This window comes from Segatella maculosa OT 289 (genome assembly GCF_000243015.1).
Classification (GTDB): Bacteria; Bacteroidota; Bacteroidia; order Bacteroidales; family Bacteroidaceae; genus Prevotella; species Prevotella maculosa.
On the sequence record NZ_JH594503.1, the window covers coordinates 105384 to 129059 of the forward strand.

The 23676-nt window shown below is 50.2% G+C and carries 18 protein-coding genes; 13 read left to right on the top strand and 5 right to left on the bottom strand.

Annotated features, from left to right (window positions below):
* Window positions 1-54 precede the first annotated feature (54 nt).
* Window positions 55-324 carry a 30S ribosomal protein S15 gene (gene rpsO, locus HMPREF9944_RS06465; RefSeq protein WP_008565298.1) on the bottom strand — a complete coding sequence of 90 codons (270 nt, stop codon included), beginning with the start codon at window positions 322-324 and terminating at the stop codon, window positions 55-57.
* A gap of 205 nt (window positions 325-529) precedes the next feature.
* The gene (locus HMPREF9944_RS06470; protein ID WP_320051452.1) at window positions 530-2734 is read right to left on the bottom strand and encodes an alpha-N-acetylglucosaminidase; all 2205 of its coding nucleotides are present in this window, start codon (window positions 2732-2734) and stop codon (window positions 530-532) included.
* A gap of 254 nt (window positions 2735-2988) precedes the next feature.
* Between HMPREF9944_RS06470 and HMPREF9944_RS13425 the strand changes: the two genes are divergently transcribed.
* The 4 genes from HMPREF9944_RS13425 (at window position 2989) to HMPREF9944_RS06485 (ending at window position 6943) form a co-directional block, all read left to right on the top strand.
* The gene (locus tag HMPREF9944_RS13425; protein WP_280513074.1) at window positions 2989-3123 is read left to right on the top strand and encodes a hypothetical protein; all 135 of its coding nucleotides are present in this window, start codon (window positions 2989-2991) and stop codon (window positions 3121-3123) included.
* Between the two features lie 453 nt (window positions 3124-3576).
* Window positions 3577-4788 (top strand): MFS transporter, encoded by a 1212-nt coding sequence (locus tag HMPREF9944_RS06475; protein WP_008565305.1) that lies wholly within the window; start codon window positions 3577-3579, stop codon window positions 4786-4788.
* Between the two features lie 203 nt (window positions 4789-4991).
* A complete protein-coding gene (locus HMPREF9944_RS06480; protein WP_008565306.1) occupies window positions 4992-6002 on the top strand; it encodes a class II fructose-bisphosphate aldolase in 1011 nt (336 codons plus the stop codon).
* An 80-nt stretch (window positions 6003-6082) separates the two neighbouring features.
* Window positions 6083-6943 carry an N-acetylmuramic acid 6-phosphate etherase gene (locus HMPREF9944_RS06485; RefSeq protein ID WP_008565307.1) on the top strand — a complete coding sequence of 287 codons (861 nt, stop codon included), beginning with the start codon at window positions 6083-6085 and terminating at the stop codon, window positions 6941-6943.
* Between the two features lie 58 nt (window positions 6944-7001).
* Here HMPREF9944_RS06485 and HMPREF9944_RS06490 read toward each other — a convergent pair whose 3' ends face one another.
* Window positions 7002-7670 (bottom strand): outer membrane beta-barrel protein, encoded by a 669-nt coding sequence (locus HMPREF9944_RS06490; RefSeq protein WP_008565308.1) that lies wholly within the window; start codon window positions 7668-7670, stop codon window positions 7002-7004.
* 670 nt (window positions 7671-8340) lie between these two features.
* Between HMPREF9944_RS06490 and trxA the strand changes: the two genes are divergently transcribed.
* Window positions 8341-8826: a thioredoxin gene (gene trxA / locus HMPREF9944_RS06500; protein WP_008565310.1), complete on the top strand. Its 486-nt coding sequence runs from the start codon at window positions 8341-8343 to the stop codon at window positions 8824-8826.
* 13 nt (window positions 8827-8839) lie between these two features.
* Entirely contained in the window at window positions 8840-9199 is a 360-nt protein-coding gene (locus HMPREF9944_RS06505) for a MarR family transcriptional regulator (protein WP_008565311.1), read from the top strand.
* 119 nt (window positions 9200-9318) lie between these two features.
* Here the strand turns inward: HMPREF9944_RS06505 and HMPREF9944_RS06510 are convergent, their stop codons facing one another.
* Both HMPREF9944_RS06510 and HMPREF9944_RS06515 read right to left on the bottom strand, forming a co-directional pair.
* Window positions 9319-10464 (bottom strand): glycosyltransferase family 4 protein, encoded by a 1146-nt coding sequence (locus HMPREF9944_RS06510; protein WP_008565312.1) that lies wholly within the window; start codon window positions 10462-10464, stop codon window positions 9319-9321.
* Window positions 10461-11636 carry a glycosyltransferase family 87 protein gene (locus tag HMPREF9944_RS06515; RefSeq protein ID WP_044113499.1) on the bottom strand — a complete coding sequence of 392 codons (1176 nt, stop codon included), beginning with the start codon at window positions 11634-11636 and terminating at the stop codon, window positions 10461-10463. Before HMPREF9944_RS06515 ends, HMPREF9944_RS06510 begins: the two co-directional genes overlap by 4 nt.
* Before the next feature lie 483 nt (window positions 11637-12119).
* Here HMPREF9944_RS06515 and HMPREF9944_RS06525 point away from each other — a divergent pair, with 483 nt between their 5' ends.
* The 7 genes from HMPREF9944_RS06525 to HMPREF9944_RS06555 all read left to right on the top strand — a co-directional run bounded on the left by HMPREF9944_RS06525 (window position 12120) and on the right by HMPREF9944_RS06555 (window position 23658).
* Entirely contained in the window at window positions 12120-13097 is a 978-nt protein-coding gene (locus HMPREF9944_RS06525) for a glycoside hydrolase family 130 protein (RefSeq protein WP_008565315.1), read from the top strand.
* A 97-nt stretch (window positions 13098-13194) separates the two neighbouring features.
* A complete protein-coding gene (locus HMPREF9944_RS06530) occupies window positions 13195-15450 on the top strand; it encodes a GH92 family glycosyl hydrolase (protein WP_044113465.1) in 2256 nt (751 codons plus the stop codon).
* 57 nt (window positions 15451-15507) lie between these two features.
* A complete protein-coding gene (locus HMPREF9944_RS06535; RefSeq protein ID WP_008565319.1) occupies window positions 15508-16020 on the top strand; it encodes a glycoside hydrolase family 20 zincin-like fold domain-containing protein in 513 nt (170 codons plus the stop codon).
* 13 nt (window positions 16021-16033) lie between these two features.
* Window positions 16034-17716, top strand: coding sequence for a sialidase family protein (locus HMPREF9944_RS06540; protein WP_044113466.1), 1683 nt, complete (start codon window positions 16034-16036; stop codon window positions 17714-17716).
* 171 nt (window positions 17717-17887) lie between these two features.
* The gene (locus HMPREF9944_RS06545) at window positions 17888-20068 is read left to right on the top strand and encodes a GH92 family glycosyl hydrolase (protein ID WP_008565321.1); all 2181 of its coding nucleotides are present in this window, start codon (window positions 17888-17890) and stop codon (window positions 20066-20068) included.
* Between the two features lie 12 nt (window positions 20069-20080).
* Window positions 20081-20734, top strand: a complete 654-nt coding sequence (locus HMPREF9944_RS06550) for a carbohydrate-binding family 9-like protein (protein WP_008565322.1) — start codon at window positions 20081-20083, stop codon at window positions 20732-20734.
* Window positions 20735-21072: 338 nt separating this feature from the next.
* The gene (locus tag HMPREF9944_RS06555; protein ID WP_008565323.1) at window positions 21073-23658 is read left to right on the top strand and encodes an adenosylcobalamin-dependent ribonucleoside-diphosphate reductase; all 2586 of its coding nucleotides are present in this window, start codon (window positions 21073-21075) and stop codon (window positions 23656-23658) included.
* The last annotated feature ends 18 nt before the right edge of the window (window positions 23659-23676 follow it).

Sequence of the window (23676 nt, forward strand, 5' to 3'; positions counted from 1 at the left end):
AAATCCCGAAACGCTTGCGAGTTTCGGGATTTCTTATTTGTTCTTCCAACCGGTTTACTTGCGCAGGCCGAGCGCCTTGATGATGGCACGATAGCGATTGATGTCGCGGTCGTAGAGATAATCAAGCAAAGCGCGACGCTTACCAACGAGCTTTGTCAGCGAACGTGTGGTGACGTTGTCCTTGTGATGGGTCTTCACGTGCTCTGTCAAGTGCTTGATGCGGAGCGTGAACAGCGCAATCTGACTCTCTGCAGAGCCCGTGTCGGTAGTCGACTTACCGTACTGGCCGAAGATTTCCTGCTTTTTTGCTTTGTCTAAATACATAGCTTAAATGAATTGATTAAATGAAGTTGCATCATTACATCCTTCAAGAGCCGGGCTGCCTTAATCACAACAGCTGCACAATCGAATGCATCGGAGTTTCCGAAGATGCGCTGCAAAGGTAGCAATAAAAGTCTGAAACCCGAAGCATGGCACGATAAGTTTACCGCTTTGTAACGTTCTTTAACGAAGAAGAGCCTGCGTCGGGTCATTCCAACGGGGGTGACATGCGCGGCAGCGGAGCCTGTCTTGCGGTGCCGAACCAGCTGTCGTAAATCTCACGGGCCGTTTGCCTGACGGCCTTACAGGCCTTCGGAAAAACTATCTTTGTTATCTCCGGCTCTATCCAACGGCGTTCGAAAGCTTCGATTTCCTTGTCGCAGGCTTTGGCATCAAGCGGCTGTTTCAGTCTGACGGCACGCCTGACGTGGGCCGTAAAGATATGCCAACGCTGCTTGTAATACGAGGAAACGAGGCCTGCCCAAGTGCGGTTGGCGTAGTCGGTGAGCTGTCTGCTATCGCCCCACACAGTAATCAGCGTGCGGGCATTGCGCTCGTAATAGTCCTTTTCGGCCGCCGTCGCGCCGAAGCCACGTGCATCTTCAATCCATTTCCGCAGAGAGAATTCCTCGCTACAGGCCAGCAATCGGTCGAGATCGTCGAGCATCTTGTCCATGCGACGGGCATAGTAATCGACGGAGTCCGAGCGCTGCGAGAGATAAGCCCGATGGAGTCCGTCGCGCTCGAAGGCGAAGAAATCGCCCAGCACCTGCCGCCCCACGTTCACGACATCATATAGGTGCTCGCGCTTATCGGAGTCGATATCCAGCAACATCTTCCACACGCCGAGCAGTTCAGCAGGATAGGTGGTGTTGAGATAGCGGGCCTCGAACGACGGACGGGCGCACACCACGGTGCCCGACTCGTTGACATAGCTCGGCATGATGCGGTCGAAGAGCACCTGCCACGCCGTGCGGCCGGCCGCCGAGGCAAAACCCACATGGCGGTCGGCCATACGGCACAGCCAGTCGCGGTCGGTCGTCCCGCAGTCCCACGCTTTGTCGAACACGAAAGCATAGAAGTCGGGATTGACGCCGAAGCCCTCCATCGTCGCCCCCACCCCGGCCATGTTACCGTCCTGCGCGATGGCGGCGTCGAGCCGCGACGACACCTTTCCGACGTCGCCCTGCAGCATCGTGTTGCCGCCGAAGTTGCCCAGCACGCAGGCGATATACGGCCTGCCGTAGAAGCTCTCAGTAAGTCGCCACAGCTCCGTGTGGTCGATATAATAGTCAAGCAGCAGTGCCCGGTCTTTCGGAATGCCACTCAGATAGGCGCGGATTACGTCGGGCGTCCAATGCTTCCGGTCGTTGTAGAAGAGCCACCCCATCTGCACCCAGACGCTCTGCGGGTCGGCCTTATCGAGCGACGCGTGGATATGACGGGCCAGCATGCACAGCGTGTCGGGCGACCAACTAGGTGGTTGCACCTCGTTGAAGCTGTCGAGACAATACAGATGGTCCGTGCCGAACATGCGGCGCTGTTCATCGAGAAAAGACTTCTGCAGCTTGCCGAAGCGCGGGTCGGTCGGCGACAGGAAGTACGTGCGATATGCCTGCCCGAAACCACCCCACTGCCCGACTTCGGTTATCCGCGCCTCGGGGTGCAGCCGCTTGTAGTCGAGGGGCACGCTGCCGTTGAAGGCCGGCAGCACGGGCCGCATGCCAAACTCCCGCTCACGCTGCAGTATGCGCCGCTGCAGGTCGGCCTGTCCGTCAATCCACGACTGCGGCAGCGGGCCTTGCCAACCGTTGATGTTGAGCATACGGTGCCACGGAAGATGGGCCGGCCCCGTGAAGAAGCGAGCCAGATGGTGGGCGGTCAGCCCTTCGCGTCGCCAAACGCGCTGCCACACGGCCTCGGTGCCCGTGATAGCCAACGGCATCGTCACGCCGTTCAGTGCCATCCAATCAATCAGCCGCTCCCAGTCGGCCCACCGCCACCACGGCATGGTGTAGCCGAACGTACAATAGTTGAGGAAGAAACGCTCGGCCACGCGCGCCCTGCCCGTCATCGTGCGGCTCACACGGGGCAACTCCCGAGGCAGCACGATGGGGTTTATACGCCGCCACGACACCTCCGTCAGGCAATACCGACGCAGGTAGTGGTTCAGCCCAACGGCCATGGCAATGGCACTGCGGCCCGTGATGACGATGCGCCGACCCTCGCTCCGGACGGTGAAACGCTCGACCGTGTCGGCCGTCAACTCGAACCTGAAGCGGTCGGCATATGCGGGTGCGATGCGGCTCACCAGCCCGCGCATCACATGGCACGCCTCACCGCCGTTCGCCCAACCGCGACCGGCAAGGCACGACAGCACGAACACGAGCAAATAGAACTTCATTCTTTTCATAACGACATGTATTACGTTGGTTCGCGGCACGCGCACGGGCCTCGCCCGCCATGTGCCTCTGCGTAGGGGTTAGACATGTGCATGACCCGTTTATAACTCCGTCGCTCCGCTTTTAATCTTCGTTCACAAACGAGGCACCACGCGCAGCGAAACACGCCCGATGCCGACCTCGTCCGCAGCACTCGCAGTGTTCCAACAGAGTTCCATGCTTTGGAACACACAGTTCCAGTACATGGAACGCACAGTTCCAGTATATGGAACTCACAGTTCCAATAGGTGGAACGCTCGGCTCCACGTATATGAAACATCGTCCCACGCAGATGGAACATGCAATTCCACGTAGATGGAACACGCAGTCCCACGTAGATGGAACACGCAGTCCCACGTAGATGGAACACGCAGTCCCACGTAGATGGAACACGCAGTCCCACGTAGATGGAACACACAGTTCCACGTAGATGGAACACACAATTCCACGTATGTGGAACGCACGGTCTCACGTATGTGGAACGCTTGTGACACGCGGCAGTAACTTTGGTACTCCACATCAGTAAATACGATTCCTTATCGCTGAGGCGCTCCGTTCCAGCCCATGAAACGCGGGGGAGACGGGCGCCGGCACTCTTTCGGGGGCAGCATCGGGGCCGCTCAGACGCGCCGGCGGACGGATTGAGACGCAATGGACGGCGCAATATTTTCGGCATAATCGTCGTTTTTCTGCAATATTTGGCTTATATTTGCACCTGATTCATCAAATGAGAGGTTATGGAGCTGCATCTGGCAGAGCGCGCCATAAACCATCTCGCAGACAGGCATGAACGCAATTTGATTTACATTGAACGATGAACAAACCCGGCCTTACGAACAAGCAATACGTCGTCCCTTTCGTGCTCATCACGTCGCTCTTCTTCCTTTGGGGCTTTGCAAGAGCGATTCTTGACGTGCTGAACAAGCATTTCCAAAACACGCTCGATATCAGCATCACCGAGTCGTCGTTGATTCAAGTGACCACGTATTTGGGTTACTTTCTGACGGCGATTCCGGCCGGGTGGTTCATCAATCGGCACGGATATCGGCTGGGCGTGGTGGTCGGTCTGATGCTTTTCGGGCTCGGCTCGCTGCTGTTTATCCCTTGTGCGGCCATGAATACGTTCTACGCTTTCTTGGGCGCCTTGTTCGTTATCGGCTGCGGTCTGGTGTTCTTAGAGACCGCCGCCAATCCCTATGTGACCGAGCTGGGCGAGCGAGCAACGGCAACCAGCCGGCTCAACTTCTCGCAGTCGTTCAACGGTCTGGGCAGTCTTTTCGCCACATTCGTCATGGGACAGTTTTTCTTCGGCGGGCATGTGGCAGACAACCATGCGGTGATTCCCTACACGGTCTTGGGCATCTTGGTGCTCATCATCGCCTTGGTTTTCTCGCGGGTCAGCCTGCCCGAGATTCGACATGAGGAGACCGAGGAAGACAAAATCAAGGGAACACGCATCATGAAGCTGTTCCGCAGGCACCCGATGTTCGTCTTCGGACTCTTGGCTTTGCTGGCTTACGAGGTCGCAGAGATATCCATCAACAGCTATTTTATCAACTTCGTTACGGGCCAAGGTTGGCTGAATGACAACATGGCCAGCATCGTTCTGACGGTCGCCCTGGCCTTTTTCATGGTGGGACGCTTCGTGGGCAGCTGGGTTATGCGGCGTGTCCGGGCCGAGAAAACGCTGCTGGTTTGCGCCATGGGGAGTGTGGGTTGCATGGTTTGCGTGCTGCTCGACATCGGCAGGGTCTCCATGATTGCCATCTGTTGCAACTATCTTTTCGAGGCTATCATGTTCCCGACGATTTTCTCTTTGGCCTTAGACGGCCTCGGAAACCTCAAGAAAAGCGCTGCTTCCCTGCTGATGATGACGCCCATCGGCGGCTGCGGTTTCTTGCTGATGGGGCTGATTGCCGACGGTTCCAACCTTGTTATCCCCTTCCTTATCCCTTTCTTCGGCTACTTCATCGTGCTGCTTTTCGCCTCGGAACTGACGCGGAAGCACCGCGAAGTGAAGGTCTGAGCCTTCCGACTTTGCCATTTCCGTGTGGCAACAGCAGCCATTCGTCTTGATTTCATGTAGTGTTAAAGTTTTTAACCTCGGCTTGTAAGAAAAAAAGGAGCCAACATTTGGTTCCATCAAAAGAAAATGTTAAATTTGCAAACGTATAAGATTGGTTGCCAATCCTATTCAGGTAACTTATTTATAAACATAATATTTTAATTATGGCAGTTAGTTATAAAGAACTAGGTCTCGTCAATACGCGCGAGATGTTCAAGAGAGCAGTGAACGGAGGTTATGCAATTCCCGCGTTCAACTTCAACAATTTGGAACAGCTTCAGGCTATTATCACGGCCTCGGCTCAGTTGAAATCTCCTGTTATCCTGCAGGTTTCGAAAGGTGCCCGCAACTATGCAAACCCCACATTGCTGCGTTATATGGCAGAAGGAGCGGTTGCATATGCTAAGGAATTGGGCTGCAAACACCCCGAAATCGTGCTCCATTTGGACCACGGAGACACCTTTGAGCTCGTCAAAGACTGCGTAGACATGGGCTTTTCTTCAGTGATGATCGATGCTTCTTCCAAGCCTTACGAAGAGAATATCGCGCTAACAAAGAAGTGTGTTGAGTATGCACACAAGTTTGATGTGACCGTTGAGGCCGAGCTTGGCGTGCTTGCCGGCGTGGAAGATGAGGTTGCTTCGGAGGAATCTCACTACACCAAGCCCGAAGAAGTGATTGACTTTTCAAAGCGTTCCGGCTGCGACAGTCTCGCTATCTCCATCGGTACGTCTCACGGTGCCTACAAGTTCAAGCCCGAACAGTGCACACGCGACCCGAAGACAGGACGCTTAGTACCTCCTCCTTTGGCTTTCGATGTGTTGGCAGAGATTGAGAAGAAGCTCCCCGGATTCCCCATTGTGCTCCACGGTTCTTCCTCCGTTCCGCAGAAATATGTGGACATTATCAACCGATATGGAGGCAAATTGCCCGACGCAGTGGGCATTCCTGAAGAGCAATTGCGCAAGGCTTCGAAGAGTGCCGTATGTAAGATTAACATCGATTCTGACTCTCGTTTGGCCTATACGGCAGGCGTTCGCGAGACCTTGGCCAACCATCCTGACTACTTCGATCCGCGTCAATACGGCAAAGTTGCACGCGATTACATGACCGAAATGTACAAGGAGAAGATCACCGACGTGCTCGGTTCCGACAACAAATTGGCTCAGTTGTAAGCAAGAAACGGCTTCCGGGCCGACTAATATAATAAAGGTGGGAGCAGCAATGTTCCCACCTTTTTTCATAACTATGCCTTATGGAGAAGCGAATCACAGAACAACCATCTCACTATGACCATCTGGAAACGATGTCAATAGAACAACTTACGGCTGCTATCAATCAGGAAAACAAGAGTGTGCCCACAGCAATCGACCGCGCATTGCCGCAAATCAACGTACTCATTGCAGCCATACTGCAACGCTTGCAGGCCGGTGGTCGGTTGTTTTATTGCGGTTGCGGCACGGGAGGACGGCTGGCAACGCTCGACACAATAGAGGTGCAAAACACCTATGGAACAGACGGAAGCCAGATAAGAGCAGTCTTTCCGGGCGGTATCGGTGCGCTTACACAGACGCGGGAGTCGCGCGAAGACGACCTCACCGACGGTTGGCAGCAACTCGTTTCCTGCCACATCACGGAGCAAGACATCGTACTCGGCTTCTCGGCCAGCGGCACAACGCCTTTCGTTCTGGCCACGCTCAAGGCCTGTCGTGCGCGGAATATCGCTACAGCCTGCGTGGTCAACAACCCCGATAGTCCCATTGCTGCGGTGTCAGACCATGTGGTCGAGGTCGTAACGGGACCAGAATTCGTCACCGGAAGCACCCGTATGAAGGGCGGAACCTCGCAGAAACTGATTCTCGACATGGTCAGTACGACGCTCATGATACGCCTTGGAAGGGTCGAAGGCAACAAGATGGTGAACGTGAAACTGATGAATGCCAAGCTCATAGACCGCGCTGCACGCATCTATATGGAGCGTCATCCCGATGAGAATGACTATCAAAGTGTGGTAGAAAAGCTGAAGAAAAGCGGCAGTATCAAGGCCGCAGAGGAAGGGAGAGCCTCCCTCGGCCCCTCCAAAGGAGGGGAGAACGAACTGAAAGCGTTGTTATAGAAGCCCATTTGCCCCATGTTGCTGAGTCTCCCCTCCTTTGGAGGGGCCGGGGGAGGCTTCACTTCCTCCCGAAATACACGACAATTCCCATGTTAAGAATGCCTTGTTGCCCGTAACCCAGCTCTGAAGTGAAGCGCACATGATTGCCTCCAATCTCTATTCCCACAGGAGAAAGCTGATAAGCGACCTTGATTTTCTCTTCCTTTATGTTAGGGAAGTGGCTGCTTTCAGACTGCAATCGGTAGTAACGAAGACCGAGACCACCCTTTGAATAGAGTGCGAAATGGCCGTTGTCGAGCCAAGTATATTTTGCTTCGGGCATGAATGTCCAAGCCTTGCTCGACAGATTCAGTTCGTCATTCGGGAAGATTGAAAAGAAAACCCCGCCGTAAAGGAGTAGATAGGGATTGTTTCCCAACTGCTCATCCCATGGAAGATGCGCCCCCTTTGCAGCGGCTTCGGTGTAGCTGACGTCTGCTCCTACGGCCCATTTCGGACTGAAATGATAGAGATATTCCATGTTAAAAGCATAGTTTATGCCTAAGAACAGCCCGAAAGCAGACGCATCTTCCTCGAGTTTGAACTGCTTTACGTAGTCGTTTTTCACGCTGTTTAAATGCCGTTCGTCGCCAAATCCGAAACTCAATTTCAGCTCATGCTTGAACGATTGCGCCTGCATTTGCAAGGCAAAACATAACGTAGCTAAAACAAAAATAATCTTTTTCATGTTCTTATTTTTTGAGGTTGTTGCACAGATACAGCCACAAAAATACGAAAAAAGTCGGATATTCCTCCACACTTCCCTCTTTTTTTTGCCCATCGTTCCCTTGCTTGGAGATGTAGAGACGCACACTTCGTGCGTCCACCCAAGTGGAATTGAACGCGCCCATGCATGATTGTTTGAGCGGACGCACGAACCGTGCGTCCCTACATGCACTCAAACACTTTCGAGCATCAGCCACATTGATTATCAACGACTTACACCTTGTGTTCCAATTACAGCCATATTGCGCGGTAATCTCACCCATTTCACCGCGTAATATGGCCCATATTACCGCACAATATGGCTCATTTTAAAAACCGATATGGCCGAACTGAAAATGTAGGGACGCACGGCTCGTGCGTCCACTCAAGTGGAATTGAACGCGCACATACACGATTGTTTGGGCGGACGCACGAACCGTGCGTCCCTACATGCCGTGCAACAATCAACATGTTCACCCATTCAAGCGCACAATCCCTATATAATAAGGTGACAACTACAGCCATTAAGCGATTTAGTTAAACTGTGTTTATTTTCCAATGGAAATTTGTTTGTTTGGAAAATAACGTATATCTTTGCAATGTTTTCCAATGGAAATAAAAATAAAATGAACACTATTCCCAAATAAGAAAGCATGAAAAGAAAACTCGTTTTAGCGGCATCAATTGCCATCATCGGCCTAAGTGCCTGCTCACAAAACAAAAGCGGCAAGCCCGCAGAAGTGAAACAACAGTATACAAACCATCAAAAGGAGAAGAAAATGAAAGTAGAAGAATTGACAGCCGAGGCTTTTAAGCACAAAGTAATGGATTATGAGAAGCATCCAAATGACTGGGTTTTTGCCGGAGAACGGCCCGCAGTAATTGATTTTTACGCCACTTGGTGCGGTCCATGTAAGGCAACTGCCCCCGTTTTGGAGGAGCTTGCAGGCACATATAGCGGTAAGATTGATTTCTATAAGGTCGATGTTGACCAGCAACAAGAGCTGGCCGCACTGTTCGGCATACGTAGTATTCCGTCGTTACTCTTTGTTCCCAAGGAGGGAAAACCAACCATGCAGACGGGTGCAATGAACCATCAACAGCTGGAAGATGCCATCAAAAAGGCATTGTTGAAATAAAAAAACGACCGCAATGAACAGGGAATGTATTTGTAAAATCAGAGACATTTACCGTAACATCGCTGCCTTTGAGGCTCTGCTTCAAAGGCAGCTGCAACTCAATATCAATGAGGCAATGCTGCTATGTGTCGTTTCTGAGCGCGAGAACATCAGCTCCGGAGAGATTGCAGAAGAGATGAATCTCACGCCATCCAACGCTTCCAAGGTGATTGCCTCATTGGAAAAGAAAAGCCTCATCAAGCGAAAGACGTGCAAGGACGACAAACGTTGCATGCGTTTTTCCATCACTAAAGCTGGCAAGGAACTGCTTTCTCACTTCACATGCGACTCACTTCAGTTGCCCGAAACACTGCAAAGCCTGACAGCAAAGTAGAAATCAGAAGGCTGAATTATTGGCTCCAACAACGCAACCGGCGCATAAGACAAAGGTAAACAACGGAACCGAGATGCAACTTGTTGGCTGCATGCAACCTGTTTCTACTTCTATCGGCTTCACCTAACCCGAAATACCGGATCAACCCACCCATAAACGGAAATAACCTGGGCGGCCACGTCGTGATTTTCAAAGCGTTTGACGTAGTCTTGGCTGCGTCTTACTCGTTCTGTTTTTTGCGTATTCATGGCCACAAGGAGTGCTCCTGCCATGCCACGCACGTCATCCGGTTTCACATAAAGGCAGTCCGGACCGCCCGCTTCCTCCAAGCAACTGCCCTTGGCAGCCACAACCGGCAGGCCACTTTGTATGGCTTCGATGATTGGAATGCCGAAACCTTCGTAACGAGATGGGTAAACAAAGGCCTCTGCCTGACGGTAAATGGCTGGCAAAAGGGCGTTGGGAACACCCTGTAGGAAGTGGATACGCTGTGCCAAACCAAGTTCTTTGATAGCCGCATCGAGCTGTTTCTGATAGCTCGTCTGCCTTCCCACGACGACAAGATGAAGTTCCTCGGGAAGCTGTGACAGCGCACGAATGCCCAAAAGAATGTTTTTCCGTGCTTCAACCGTCCCCACATTGAGGATATAATGCGCGGGAAGGCGATACTTCCGACGGGCTTCTTCGAGGCTCTCTGGGCTGACCGACCGACAGAAACGCGTGCCGCAACTCTGATAAACAACGTCTATACGGTCTTCAGGAAAGTCACTATAAGCTAAAATGTCGCGTCGTGTGCACGCACTGATAGCGATGATTCGCGTGGCTTCACGCAGCATTTGGCGGAATTTCCACTTGTAGAAGAACACGTCGATGGGCGGATAAAACTCGGGATGTCGCAGGAATATGAGGTCGTGCACGGTCACCACGCCCGGTATTCCGGCCTTGGAAAGTCCGCAAGGAAGCTCACCCGACAAACCATGATAGATGCGGACGCCATCGCGTTTCAGGTTGTTCACCACGCCATGCATGCGCCACAGGTCGCGTTGAAGGCGGCAATGCAGCCGTGGGTGGCTGAAACTGACGTTCTCTCTCAGCAGAATCTGCTCGCGAAGTTCGTCACGCCCGGCGTCGGGTGCATAGAGTCGCAGCTCCGTGTCGGGCATCAGCGGGGCCAAATCGTTGATGAGCGTGCGTCCATAGCTGCCCAATCCCGTTGCATTTCTCACGATGCGCTTGGCATCATAGCCGATCATCTTCTGCTTCATGGCTGTTTCTTTATTGTTGGAGCATAGTCCTTCGTGCACATTTCATAGCAAAGCCAGAACCAAAGCAGGCTCACGGGCAGTGCACGGAGGGCGTATGTCTGGATATAATCATGGCGTATGGCCTTCGGAATAAGGTCACTGTTGCCCATTCCCGACAGGATAAACACGAACACCATCAGTGCTATTGCCCAACGACCTCGCTGCCATGGCACGGCCATGTACCAGATGCAGGCCCCCAACAAGGCTATGATGTAACCGCTCGACTCGCTTCCTGTGCTGAAAAGTATCACGAACAGCAACACAGAAGCAAGGATGGTCTCTCGGAAAGCAAGGTTCTTATACTGCGAACGGCGCAGATAAGGCAACGCAAAGAGTAACATTCCGGGCACGATGAGCCAAAGGTCGGAGTAGGTCATGCAGCCCGTTGTGCGCCGAACAAGCCCAAGCAACGAGATGTTTTGGGCAAAGGAATTGATATTCTCGGTGTTTTTTCCGATCAAACAGTCTATCCATTCCCGGTATTGACCGATGATATAATCAGGCGAACTGATGACCATCGGGGCGCAAAAGAGCACGACCGACCACACAGCGAGCCACATTATCAGTCGTACTTTGTGCTTTGAAAAGAAGAAAAAAGCCAGTCCGACGATACCATAGAGCTTGACAAAAGTGCCTAATACAATGAAAAAAGCGGCCCAACCGTCGTGTTCTTTCTCGATAAGATAGAACGAAGAGAGAATGATTGCGGCTATGGCGATGTTGAATTGTTGCATGAACAAGGCCGTGAGAAGGGCCATACTGCAGAACCAATAGATGAAAACCTGACGCTGTCTCGGTAATCCCGATCGGTAAACAGCGGCATACAGCCACACTGTCAAGCCCATCAACCACAGCAACATACCTGCCCATTCGGGCAAAAGTGCAAAGGGTGCGATGACCAAAGAGAAGACCGGACCGTAATGGTTCACGTCCCAATACTCGGAAGGATAGGCTTCATAGAGTGAAGTTCCGTTCACCGTGTGCCAGAAAACGCCCCGAAATATAAGGAAGTTGTTGTCGGATCGATGGTATTTCAACAAGCCCGCGAGGGCCAACAACAGCCACAGTCCCAACAACACGTAGCGGTTGGAGAGCATCGGATGGCCCAAAAATGCTTTGATTTTTTCTTTCATTATAGAATAGGATACTTTGAATGCTTTATTTGTCAAACCGTTTCATAGATATTTTCCCAATGATTTTAAATGCAAATGGCTTACCGTGTGCGGCCTTTCGAAACGGGAACGTTCCACAAAAAAGCCGCAACACTTCGGCCAAGGCAACGGAATCGGCCATAAAATCCCTGAGAACTACGTGACAAAAGTAGTAATAAAGTTCGATAAAATCCATCGCTTTGCCCGATTATTTTATAGCCCTGCAACTATTTGGTAGGGGGAAAAGCCCGTAACTTTGCTTTTCATGTGCTATAAGTAAGCCTGAACAATGGTTTGGTTTCATTGCAATGGGCTGCTTTCCGGCGCTTATTTGCAAGAGTTAAGAAGTGTCTTTTCGGCTTAATGTTTAATAAATTTAGTGTTTTATCCAAGAAAAGAACTATCTTTGTTTTACATATTACATGCAGAAATTTACAGGACTAAAAACGTAAAAACATTTTTATAATGAAAAACTTAAAGGATGTTCTGCCTTGGGAAGACCGCCCTCAGGGTTGTAAAGACGTGATGTGGCGTTACAGCCATAACCCTATTATCAATCGATATGACATTCCTACGTCGAATAGTATCTTCAATAGTGCCGTCGTTCCCTATGAAAACGGCTTCGCAGGTGTGTTCCGTTGCGACAACAAAGCCGTGCAAATGAACATCTTCGCAGGCTTCAGCGATGACGGTATTCATTGGGAAATCAATGAAAAGCCTATTGTCTTCGAGGCTGGGAACACGCAGATGATAGCGTCGGAATATAAATATGACCCACGCGTTACATGGATTGAAGACCGCTATTGGATTACTTGGTGCAACGGATATCACGGACCTACGATCGGTATTGGCTACACTTTCGACTTCAAAACCTTTTATCAGTGCGAGAATGCCTTCCTTCCTTTCAACCGAAACGGGGTGCTTTTTCCCGAAAAAATCAATGGCAAGTATGCCCTTTTGAGCCGCCCCAGCGACAATGGTCACACGCCGTTCGGTGACATTTACCTTAGTTTTAGTCCCGATATGAAGTATTGGGGCGAGCATAGATGCGTGATGTCGCCAACCCCTTTCCCTGAAAGTGCATGGCAATGCACCAAGATTGGAGCCGGACCTGTGCCTTTCTTGGTCGACGAAGGCTGGCTTTTGTTCTATCATGGTGTGATAACAACGTGCAATGGTTACCGTTATTCGATGGGTGCAGCCATCTTAGATAGGGCGCAACCTGACCGAGTTCTCTATCGTACACAGCCCTATCTCTTGGCTCCGAATGCCCCTTATGAGTTGCAAGGTGACGTGCCTAACGTGGTGTTCCCATGTGCAGCGCTTCATGATGGCGACCGAGTTGCCGTGTATTATGGGGCAGCCGACACCGTGGTTGGATTGTCCTTTGGTTACATTCGCGAGATTGTTGACTTCATTAAACAGAACAACATCTTGGCGTAAGCCCTTGTTTTGCGGGGCAATCTATCCTGTATTATCGCGCAATATGTATGCTATTTGACTAAACAATAAACCTTTTCTGCTTTTAATCTTTTTCATGATGAAGAAGTATTTCATGATTTTCTTGTGCATGGCGGGCCATTTAGGAACGCTACAAGCCGTTTGTGCACCTAAAATAGAGCCTGTAGACTTGGTAAATACCTTCATTGGTACTTCCAATTTGGGTACAACTAACCCCGGAGCCATCTGTCCTAACGGCCTCATGTCGGTCGTTCCGTTCAACGTCATGGGCTCCGATGAAAACAAATGTGACAAAGACACGCGCTGGTGGTCAACGCCCTACGAATTTCATAACGTGTTTTTTACGGGCTATTCTCATGTGAATCTCAGTGGTGTTGGCTGTCCCGACGTCGGCTCTTTGCTGTTGATGCCCACCACAGGACAGCTAAATGTGGACTATAAAGCATACGGTAGCCACTACAAAAACGAGGTGGCTCGTCCGGGATATTACAGCAATTTCCTCGTAAAACACGGTATAAAGACCGAGGTAACGGCTACGCTTCGCACGGCATGTGAGCGTTTTACGTTCCCAAAAGGGGAAAGCCATCTGTTGTTAAACCTTGGAGAAGGCCTCACAAAAGAGTCAGGTGCCATGGTAAAACAGGTGAGTCCGACCGAATACGAGGGCATGAAACTGCAAGGAGCCTTTTGTTATTATGCGCAAGCTGTGTTCCCTATCTATTTCGTTATGCGTGTAAATAAAGTGCCAGAAAGTGCAGGTTACTGGAAAAAACAGCGCGAACGATGGGGCAAACAAGCAGAGTGGTTCCCCGATAGAGGGCAATATAAGCTCTATACGGCCTATCAAAAGGAGATGGCAGGCGATGATATCGGCGTGTATATGAACTTCAATACCGCCGAAAATGAGGTGATAGAAGTGCAGATGGGCGTGTCGTTTGTCAGCATAGCCAATGCACGTGAGAACCTAAATGCTGAACAACAGGGCAAGGATTTCGATGCTATTGCACAGGAAGCACGCGAGAAATGGAACGCCGACCTCAAGCGTATAGAGATTGAAGGAGGCACAAAAGATCAGCAAACTATCTTTTATACCGCACTATACCACACGTTGATACACCCCAATATCCTGCAAGATGTGAACGGAGATTACCCGGCTATGGAGAGCAACAGGGTGCTAAAGCAACGCGAGGGCAACCGCTATACGGTGTTCTCGCTGTGGGATACCTATCGTAACCTGCATCAATTCATGACCCTTGTCTATCCCAATCGCCAGCGAGACATGGTAAAAAGCATGCTAAGTATGTATGATGAGTGCGGTTGGTTGCCCAAATGGGAGCTCTTTGGACGTGAGACTTACACGATGGAAGGAGACCCTTCGATCCCCGTTATCGTTGATTGTTGGTTGAAAGGACTGCGTGGTTACGACATCAACAAGGCCTACACAGCCATGAAAAAGGGTGCGATGACAGACGAAAAGAGCAACCCACTGCGCCCCGATAACAATGAATATGTGGAAAAAGGCTATATTTCGCTGCGCGATTCGTTTGATAATTCGGTGTCGCATGCGTTGGAATATTACATTGCCGACAATGCTTTGTCGCGCTTGGCCAATGCTTTGGGACACAAAGCCGATGCAAAGCTGTTCTATAACCGGTCAATGGGCTACCGTCATTACTTCAGTAAGGAGTTCAATATGCTGCGTCCCATTCTGCCAAACGGCAAGTTTTATAGCCCGTTCAACCCGCTTCAGGGCGCCAACTGGGAGCCTTCTCCGGGCTTTCATGAGGGCAATGCGTGGAATTATACATTCTATGTGCCCCACGATATCTATGGTTTAGCCAAGTTGATGGGCGGAAAAAAGCGCTTCATCGAGCAGCTTCAGTCGGTATTTGACAAAGGGAATTACGACCCAACCAACGAACCCAATATCGCTTATCCATTCCTTTTCTCCTACTTTAAGGGCGAGGAATGGCGCACACAAGAGCTCACTCACCAGTTGCTTCAAACCTATTTCAAGAACAGTCCCGAGGGACTTCCCGGCAATGATGACACAGGTACGATGTCAGCTTGGGCCATATTCAGTATGATGGGCTTCTATCCTGATTGTCCGGGTGAGCCGGCTTACACGCTCACCTCGCCTGTCTTCGACAAGATTATCCTTCATCTCGATGAAAAACAATGGGGCAAAGACAAGCTTGTTATTGAGACGCAGCGCAGCAACCCGAATGCCGTTTGCATCGAAAAGATGGAAGTTGGCGGCAAACCTTGGCATCAATATCGCATCAGCCACAATGACTTGGTGAAGGCAGGTACGCTGAAATTCACCTTAAAATAATAGCGACTGTCATGGCATAACCACAAAAAGGAGTCTCACATCGTGCGAAGTGACGCAATGAAATCATTGGTAAAAGCAGGCATAACCATCTTATTGACCGCGTGTTTCAGCATGGGAACGCGCGCACAAAACATCATTCCGGAGCCCCAAAGTATAGTCAAAGGTAAGGGAACGTTGGCTTTAAGTCAGCTGGAAGGTATCATGTCTAATCTCAATAAAAAAGAGATAGCCCTATTGAAAGATCACATTCCGCAGTCAATAAGCCAAGAATTAAATGCTAAAAAGAAACGTTCTGTACACAAAGATAGTGGTTGTTTCTTGCAGTTGATATGCACCGGAACAGCCCAACAAGCCCAAATAGCGGCCGATAGTGTGCATCTTCAAGGTTATGATCTTAGCATTTCCGACCATGGGATAAGGATAGAAGCGCTCACACCCATGGGACTTTTCCATGCTTTACAAACGCTTCAGCAACTCGAAGTGAATGGAACACTGCCCTATATGCACGTCAAAGCACAGCTTCATGGGCCAGATAATTGGCTCTTTACCGACGAAATCGTCGTTAACTGAAAACAAATTGCGTATGAAAAAGATAATCATGGCGTTGCTTTTTATTAGCAGTTTTCATGCAAAAGCAGCCGACACCTTATTTATTAAGCAGCCACAAGTGCCCATTCTCATAGAGCGTCACGACAACATCTTGCTGCTCATGCGACTCAATGCCACAGAAACAAAAACGTTAGACAACGTGGAACTCGACCTTGACAAGGCCCTTCCGCTCCATCAAGTGAAGGCCCTTCGCCTCTATTATGGCGGCACCGAGGCCCGACAAGACGTCAAAAAGCAACGCTTTGCGCCTGTGGATTATCTCACGAACTTCACACCCGGCAAGACATTACGGGCCATTCCGTCGTATGTTGTGCTAAGAAATGAATGCAAACCTATGGCACATCACGTCACATTACAAGCCAAACAGCAACTGTTTCCCGGCGTGAATTACTTCTGGATAAGCGTCGAAATGCAACCCGATGCACCCATAACAACAAGGTTGAAAGCTGTACTTTCAAAGGCCATTGCTGATGGAAAAGCGCTAACGCTTGTCCATTCGGCTCCCAATATAGGGCGAAGAATGGGCATAGGTGTGCGACATGCGGGCGATGATGGCGTTGCTGCATATCGCATTCCGGGCCTCGTGACGACGAATAAAGGCACACTTCTCGGTGTCTATGACGTGCGTTACAACAACAGTGTGGACCTTCAAGAGCACATAGATGTGGGACTTAGCCGCAGCACTGACAAGGGAAAGACATGGGAACCCATGCGTTTGCCGTTGGCATTTGGCGAGAACGGCGGTCTTCCTGCAGCTCAAAACGGTGTCGGTGACCCTGCTATTCTGGTGGATAATGCCAACAACACCATTTGGATTGTAGCCATTTGGGCACACGGAATGGGTAACCAAAGGGCATGGTTCAGCTCACAATCGGGTATCAATAAGGCTCAAACAGCACAGTTGGTGATGGCAAAAAGCACCGATGATGGGCGTACATGGTCGGCCCCGATCAACCTGACTGCACAGCTAAAGCACCCAGAATGGCACTTCTTCTTCCAAGGACCGGGCCGCGGAATCACCTGCGAAAACGGCACATTGGTGTTTGCCATGCAGTTTGTTGACAAGGAACGCGTGCCCCATGCGGGTATCATGTACAGCAAAGACCATGGAAAAACGTGGGCCATTTCAGCGCCGGCGTGTGCCAATACCACTGAAGCACAGGTGGCAGAGCTGCCTAATGGAGAGTTGATGCTCAACATGCGGAACCAAAGTGGCGGTGGAAGAGCGGTATATACCACGCGCGATTGGGGAAAGACATGGCAGGAACATTCCTCTAATATCAAGACCTTGCAAGAGCCCATCTGCATGGGAAGCCTCATCAGCGTGGCCGCAAAAGACAACGTTCTGGGCAGGAATATCCTGCTGTTTGCCAATCCCAACGACCCGAAAGAGCGCAAAAACATCACCATTAAATTGAGTCTTGACGACGGAAAGACATGGGAAAGCGCGCATCAAGTGCTGCTTGATGATGGCAATGGCTGGGGGTATAGCTGCCTTACGATGATAGATCGCGAAACCGTTGGCATTCTTTATGAGAGCAGTGTGGCACAGATGACGTTCCAAGCCATACCACTCAAAGATTTTGTTACGGGCAAAATGAAAGATGATGACCGCAAGGCGGTTCAGCGAAATTGGTCCGGGTGTCTGACGGAATAAATCATTGAGTAAAACCATATGACTTAAACGGTTTTGCAATATGGCCCAAATTGCGCGGTAATATGACCCATTTTACACGCTAATCTCACCCATTTTGCACGGTAATATGGCTCATTTTGCAAAACAATTGTAGGAGAGAACAAAAATAAACAAATTGAAATCAGTAACTAAATGATATTCAGTATGAAGCATAAATTATTGGGATTGATGCTCCCACTCGCCGGCATTGTAGGCTTACAAGCAGCAACTCAGCCCGCAAAGCAAGACTATACGCAATACGTAAACCCCTTTGTGGGCACGGGAGGACACGGACATGTGTTCCTCGGAGCCAACGTTCCATTCGGTCATATCCAAGCCGGACCGACGCAGAAGAAGCAAGGTTGGGATTGGTGTTCGGGCTATCATTACAGCGATTCCATTATTATTGGCTTCGGACAGATGCACCTTAGCGGCACAGGTATCGGCGACTTGGGCGACATCGCCCTGCTCCCTGTGACGCAAAACAACGAACGTGAGGTGAAGTTCTCACACAAAGCAGAATACGCAACACCGGGATATTATGCCGTAACCTTGGCCAATGGGGTGCGCGTTGAGCTTACGGCTACGCTGCGAACTGCCTTTCATCGCTACACGTTTCCGGCCGATGTGAAACAGGAACAAGTGGTGATTGACCTCTCACAAGGCATCGGTTGGGACAAGATGACAGCCTGCTCGATGAGGCAAGAGGGGCGGAATACCGTCGTAGGTTCACGCTTTTCGACGGGATGGGCCAAGGACCAACGCGTATATTTCGTGGCCGAATTCTCGCAATCCATCACACATCAGACCACAGAAGGCGACACCTTGAGCGTGTTTTCCTTTGAACCAACAGGTCAACCGCTCATGGTCAAGGTGGGCATTTCAAGTGTGAGTATCGACAATGCCCGCAAGAATTTGCAGCAAGAATCGCCCGATTGGGCCTTCAATACCGTTGTAGCCGACGCGCAAAAGGCATGGAACAAGGAGCTTGGAAAGATTGATATTCAAACCGATAATGCCAGCGATAAGCGCATATTCTATACCGGTTTGTATCACACGATGACTGCTCCTTCGGTGTTTAATGACGTGAATGGCGAGTATAGAGGGGCCGACGGGAAGACCTATCACGGCGACTTTACACCCTATACCACGTTTTCTTTGTGGGATACTTACCGTGCCGCGCACCCGCTAATGACGCTTATTCACCCCGAAAAACAGCGTGACATCGCACAGACAATGCTCCATATTGCACAACAACAAGGGCGACTTCCCGTGTGGTTCTTAGAGGGAAACGAAACCGATTGCATGGTGGGTAATCCCGGAATTCCAGTGCTTATAGACATCGCTTTGAAGGGTTTTGATGTGGATAAGCATGCAGTTTTGGAGGCAGCAAAGAAGACACAGCTCTTCGGCGACCGTGGTTTGGACTTGCTCAAGAAGTATGGTTACCTGCCTTATGACCTTGAACCGACCAACGAAACCGTGGCCAAAGGCTTGGAATATGCCTTGGCCGACGGCTGTATTGCTCGGTTAGCCAAGGCGTTAAAGGCCGAGAAAGATTATAAATACTTCCTGAAACGCAGCCAATCTTACCGTGATTACTATTTTGACAAGCAGACAAAGTTCATGCGCGGCATTGATTCTAAGGGCCGTTTCCGCGAACCTTTCGACCCTTTCAAAGTGATTCACCGTGCCGACGACTACACAGAAGGAACAGCATGGCAGTATATTTGGCTCGTTCCCCACGATGTCCACGGTCTCATTTCCGCTTTCGGTGGCGACAAACCTTTTACGAACAAGCTCGATTCGCTCTTCATTGTGCAGGGCGATATGGGTAAAGATGCCTCTCCGGATATATCGGGTTTGATTGGACAATACGCGCATGGCAACGAGCCCGGCCACCATATTATCTATCTATATGACTATGCCGGCCAGCCTTGGAAGACCGCTTTGCGTGTTCGCGAGGTGCTCAAGACGATGTATCATGACAGCGTTGACGGCCTAAGCGGCAATGAAGATGTCGGTCAAATGTCTGCTTGGTACATTCTTTCTTCCTTGGGTTTCTATCAAGTTGAGCCTGCCGGAGGCCGTTATGTCTTTGGTTCGCCGCTCTTTAATGAGGTATCCATGAACGTTGGAAATGGTAAAACGTTCCGCATTATTGCGCATAACAACAGCAAAGAAAACATGTATATCCAAAGTGTTAAGCTGAATGGAAAACCCTATACCCGCTGTTATATCGACTTCAAAGACATCATTCGTGGTGGAAAATTGGAGTTCATGATGGGCAATAAGCCCTCGACATTCGGTATAAAACCGGCAGACAGACCCTAAAATAAACAATATATGAAACATTTAGAAGTAAAACGCTTAGATTGCCAGCAGGTGAAAGCTGCTGAAGTTCCTGCACTTTTCAAGACAGAAAAGGTTGAATATCACAAGATTGACACCGTGGATTGGGAGGCAGACTACCCTTATTGTCCGCATGTTGAATTTGCCATAGCCCACAAAGGCGATGCCATCATGATTCATTATCGGGTTGAAGAGGATAGCGTGCGTGCTGTTTCGGGCAATGATCTCGGCCCCGTGTGGGAGGATTCTTGCTGCGAATTCTTTGTGAGTCCCGATGCTGAAGGGGGCTATTACAACCTTGAAGCCAACTGTATCGGTACGGTTTTGCTCTGCAATGGACAGAGCCGGGAGGACAGAACGCCCGCACCTGTCGCGCTACTTGGCCGGATTGACCGCTGGGCCTCACTCGGAAGAACGCCTTTCGACACGAAGAATGGGGCGCAGGCATGGGAACTTTCGTTGGTAGTCCCAGTGTCTTCGTTCTTCCGTCATCATATCGTTGACTTGTCAGGACTACAGATGCGTGCCAATTTTTATAAATGTGGCGATAAGACCTCACGTCCCCACTTCCTCTCATGGAACCCTATTGACGTGCCATCTCCCGACTTTCATCGTCCCGACTTCTTTGGTCAGCTTGCTTTCTTGTAGCCGTTGACATTGGGAAACGAAGACGAGCTTGCAACTTCGCCCGCATTACGGGCCGAAATAGCCGCTATTGCGCGGGAGAATGGGTATATGTACCTTCAATCCACCTTGAGCGGACGCACGAAACGTGCGTCCCTACATCGCTCTCTCAACTTTATTAAACAGCAACTTCAGTTTAATTATCAGGTTTAAAGTTATTGTTTTCAAGAAACTTTCATTCAATAATAAAACAAAAAGTTTCCAAAAAGAGAAATTCATATGATGAAATATCTCTCGAATGATTTCCTTTTATGAAAATAAAACCTTAAATTTGCAACTTGAAAATCATGTTTTAAAAGCAGATGGAAGACAATAAAACCTATTCTTTTGAGGAGGCATTCCAAGCCTCTTTGAAGTATTTCGGCGGTGACGAACTGGCCGCTCGCGTCTGGGTCAACAAGTATGCAATGAAAGATAGCTTCGGTAACATCTATGAACAATCTCCCGAAGCTATGCATTGGCGTATTGCTAACGAGCTTGCACGCATAGAACAGAAGTATAAGAACCCGATGTCGGCGCAAGAAATATTTGATTTGCTGGACCATTTCCGCTATATCGTGCCGGCAGGAAGCCCGATGACGGGTATCGGAAACAGCCAACAGGTGGCCAGTTTGAGCAATTGTTTCGTGATAGGTCTTGAAGGTGAGGCCGATAGTTACGGTGCCATCATGCGCATTGACGAGGAACAAGTGCAGCTGATGAAGCGTCGTGGTGGTGTAGGACACGACTTAAGCCACATTCGTCCCAAGGGAAGTCCGGTGAATAATTCGGCATTGACCTCGACAGGATTGGTGCCTTTCATGGAGCGCTACAGTAATTCTACGCGCGAAGTGGCACAGGATGGTCGCCGTGGGGCATTGATGTTGTCGGTCAGTATCAAGCATCCTGACAGCGAAGCTTTCATTGATGCCAAGATGGAAGAGGGCAAAGTGACAGGCGCAAACGTGTCGGTGAAGCTCGATGATGCGTTTATGAAGGCTGCCATTTCGGATAAGAATTACGTGCAACAGTGGCCGATTGATGCCGCAGAACCCAAGGTAACGAAAGAGATTTCAGCCCGGAAACTGTGGGAAAAAATCGTGCATAACGCGTGGAAGAGTGCTGAACCGGGTGTCCTTTTCTGGGATACAATCCTCAGAGAAAGCATTCCCGACTGCTATGCCGACCTTGGTTTCCGCACCGTAAGCACCAATCCTTGTGGCGAAATTCCATTGTGTCCCTATGATTCCTGCCGTTTATTGAGTATCAATCTTTTTAGTTATGTGGAGCAACCCTTCACGAAAGAGGCCCATTTCAACTTCGAGAAGTTCGAGAAGCACGTTCGTTTTGCTCAACGAATCATGGACGATATCGTTGATTTGGAGATGGAAAAGATTGACTTGATCATGGAGAAAATCCAAGTGGATCCTGAGAACAAGGAGGTGAAAGAAGCCGAATACCACCTTTGGGAGAAGATAAAACGCAAGAGTGGTATGGGCCGTCGCACCGGAGTAGGCATCACTGCAGAGGGTGATATGCTGGCCGCTTTGGGCCTTCGTTATGGAACTCAGGAGGCAACCGACTTCTCGGTGTCTGTCCATAAGACCTTGGCACTGAATGCCTATCGCTCATCTGTGATGATGGCTAAGGAGCGTGGAGCGTTCGAAATCTATGATGCCAAGCGCGAGGCCGGCAATCCTTTCGTTCAAAGGATAAAGGAAGCCGACCCCGAACTCTTTGCCGATATGCAGCAATATGGCCGTCGCAACATCGCTTGTCTGACCATTGCGCCGACCGGAACAACCTCTCTGATGACCCAAACCACCAGCGGTATCGAGCCGGTCTTCATGCCTGTGTATAAGCGTCGCCGCAAGGTGAACCCCAATGATACCGATGTTCACGTGGACTTTGTGGACGAAGTGGGCGACAGTTTCGAGGAGTATATCGTCTATCACCGCAGGTTCTTGCAGTGGATGCAGGCGAACGGGTATGACACGGAGAAGCGTTATACGCAGGAAGAGATTGACGCACTCGTGGCTAAGTCACCTTATTATAAAGCTACGGCCAATGATGTGGACTGGCTGATGAAGGTGAAAATGCAGGGAGCCATTCAGAAATGGGTGGACCATAGCATCTCCGTGACGGTCAATCTGCCCAACGATGTGGACGAAGCCTTGGTGAATCGGCTCTATGTTGAGGCGTGGAAGAGTGGTTGCAAGGGCTGTACCATTTATCGAGACGGCAGCCGTGCGGGCGTGATGATATCCGTATCGAAGAAAGACAAGAAGAAAGGAAGCCATGCAGAAGGGGCAGAAGTGCAGGAAGATGAACCGAAAGAACCGCTTTGCAAACAGCCCGAAGTGACGGAAGTTCGCCCGAAAGAGTTGGAATGCGACGTTGTTCGGTTCCAGAACAACAAGGAGAAATGGGTGGCATTCGTGGGCCTGCTCAATGGTTATCCCTACGAAATCTTCACTGGTTTGCAGGATGATGAAGAGGGAATAGTGTTGCCGAAGAACATCACGAAAGGCAAAATCATCAAGTCGACCCTTGAAGATGGCTCGCATCGCTATGACTTCCAGTTTGAGAACAAGCGGGGTTACAAAACCACCGTCGAAGGACTGAGCGAGAAATTCAACCCGGAATATTGGAATTATGCCAAGCTGATATCGGGCGTTCTGCGCTACCGCATGCCGATAGACCACGTGATGAAGCTCGTTAGTTCGCTTCAATTGAAAGACGAAAGCATCAATACGTGGAAGAACGGCGTGGAGCGTGCGTTGAAAAAATATATTGTCGACGGCACAAAAGCCAAGGGGCAGAAGTGCCCGGTCTGCGGACATGAGACGCTCATCTATCAAGAAGGCTGTCTCATCTGTACCAGCTGTGGTGCCAGTCGGTGCGGTTAAAACCATCTTTATAATGCT

Excerpts from the sequence above, each read along its gene's own strand:
- rpsO (WP_008565298.1), bottom strand. The coding sequence starts at position 324 with ATGTATTTAGACAAAGCAAAAAAGCAGGAAATCTTCGGCCAGTACGGT.
- HMPREF9944_RS06470 (WP_320051452.1), bottom strand. The coding sequence starts at position 2,734 with ATGAAAAGAATGAAGTTCTATTTGCTCGTGTTCGTGCTGTCGTGCCTT.
- HMPREF9944_RS13425 (WP_280513074.1), top strand. The coding sequence starts at position 2,989 with ATGGAACTCACAGTTCCAATAGGTGGAACGCTCGGCTCCACGTATATG.
- HMPREF9944_RS06475 (WP_008565305.1), top strand. The coding sequence starts at position 3,577 with ATGAACAAACCCGGCCTTACGAACAAGCAATACGTCGTCCCTTTCGTG.
- HMPREF9944_RS06480 (WP_008565306.1), top strand. The coding sequence starts at position 4,992 with ATGGCAGTTAGTTATAAAGAACTAGGTCTCGTCAATACGCGCGAGATG.
- HMPREF9944_RS06485 (WP_008565307.1), top strand. The coding sequence starts at position 6,083 with ATGGAGAAGCGAATCACAGAACAACCATCTCACTATGACCATCTGGAA.
- HMPREF9944_RS06490 (WP_008565308.1), bottom strand. The coding sequence starts at position 7,670 with ATGAAAAAGATTATTTTTGTTTTAGCTACGTTATGTTTTGCCTTGCAA.
- trxA (WP_008565310.1), top strand. The coding sequence starts at position 8,341 with ATGAAAAGAAAACTCGTTTTAGCGGCATCAATTGCCATCATCGGCCTA.
- HMPREF9944_RS06505 (WP_008565311.1), top strand. The coding sequence starts at position 8,840 with ATGAACAGGGAATGTATTTGTAAAATCAGAGACATTTACCGTAACATC.
- HMPREF9944_RS06510 (WP_008565312.1), bottom strand. The coding sequence starts at position 10,464 with ATGAAGCAGAAGATGATCGGCTATGATGCCAAGCGCATCGTGAGAAAT.
- HMPREF9944_RS06515 (WP_044113499.1), bottom strand. The coding sequence starts at position 11,636 with ATGAAAGAAAAAATCAAAGCATTTTTGGGCCATCCGATGCTCTCCAAC.
- HMPREF9944_RS06525 (WP_008565315.1), top strand. The coding sequence starts at position 12,120 with ATGAAAAACTTAAAGGATGTTCTGCCTTGGGAAGACCGCCCTCAGGGT.
- HMPREF9944_RS06530 (WP_044113465.1), top strand. The coding sequence starts at position 13,195 with ATGAAGAAGTATTTCATGATTTTCTTGTGCATGGCGGGCCATTTAGGA.
- HMPREF9944_RS06535 (WP_008565319.1), top strand. The coding sequence starts at position 15,508 with ATGAAATCATTGGTAAAAGCAGGCATAACCATCTTATTGACCGCGTGT.
- HMPREF9944_RS06540 (WP_044113466.1), top strand. The coding sequence starts at position 16,034 with ATGAAAAAGATAATCATGGCGTTGCTTTTTATTAGCAGTTTTCATGCA.
- HMPREF9944_RS06545 (WP_008565321.1), top strand. The coding sequence starts at position 17,888 with ATGATATTCAGTATGAAGCATAAATTATTGGGATTGATGCTCCCACTC.
- HMPREF9944_RS06550 (WP_008565322.1), top strand. The coding sequence starts at position 20,081 with ATGAAACATTTAGAAGTAAAACGCTTAGATTGCCAGCAGGTGAAAGCT.
- HMPREF9944_RS06555 (WP_008565323.1), top strand. The coding sequence starts at position 21,073 with ATGGAAGACAATAAAACCTATTCTTTTGAGGAGGCATTCCAAGCCTCT.